Origin of the sequence: Acetobacter sp. AAB5 (genome assembly GCF_050106715.1) — a bacterium.
Lineage (GTDB): Bacteria > Pseudomonadota > Alphaproteobacteria > Acetobacterales > Acetobacteraceae > Acetobacter > Acetobacter oryzifermentans.
This window is the reverse complement of record NZ_JBNIEW010000058.1, coordinates 1-586: the sequence shown is the minus strand read 5'-3', so window position 1 is coordinate 586 and position 586 is coordinate 1. Positions and strand designations below refer to the sequence as shown.

General features: G+C 57.2%; 1 pseudogene. It reads right to left on the bottom strand.

From position 1 onward, the window contains the following. Positions 1-586, bottom strand: a pseudogene (locus ACP7IZ_RS13780) (IS701-like element IS1452 family transposase); the annotation flags it as partial.

Genomic DNA, 586 nt, shown 5'->3' with positions numbered 1-586 from the left:
GTCCATGGTCCGGCTATAGGGCAGTCAAATTCTTCAGCATCCAGATCAGCAAGCGGAAGATACGCCCAGTCATAAAGTCGCTCACCTTTTGTGCCGTGCCCCGCTGACAGACGACGCCAGGCCTGGTCTGGCAGTCCTGCTGCAATATCTTTCGCCTCTCCGGCAATCAGCGGTTCCGTTGCCCATGATCCGAACCAGTGATTGCCCTTGACCCCAAGCACATATCCAATTCCTGCCCGGCGAAGCGTGCGTTCTACGTCGCCCACGCCATACACGCTGTCTGCTGCAACCCAGCGGAACGGCACACCGGCCTCAATACTTCGCTCAATCATCATCGAGGCTAACGCCGGTTTGGTTGCAAACACCACGTCATCGGGAACGTGGGCCCGCTTCAGACGCTCAGGCTTTGATGTCCAGTCTTTCGGGAGATACAGGGCGCGGTCAATAAAGGCATGCCCCCGTTCCGAAACATAAGCGCCAAACACACCAATCTGGCAGTTCGTGATCTTGCCGGCAGATCCCGTATACTGCCGCCCCACACCGCAGGACGCCTGACCCTTCTTCAGAAAACCGGTCTCATCAATGA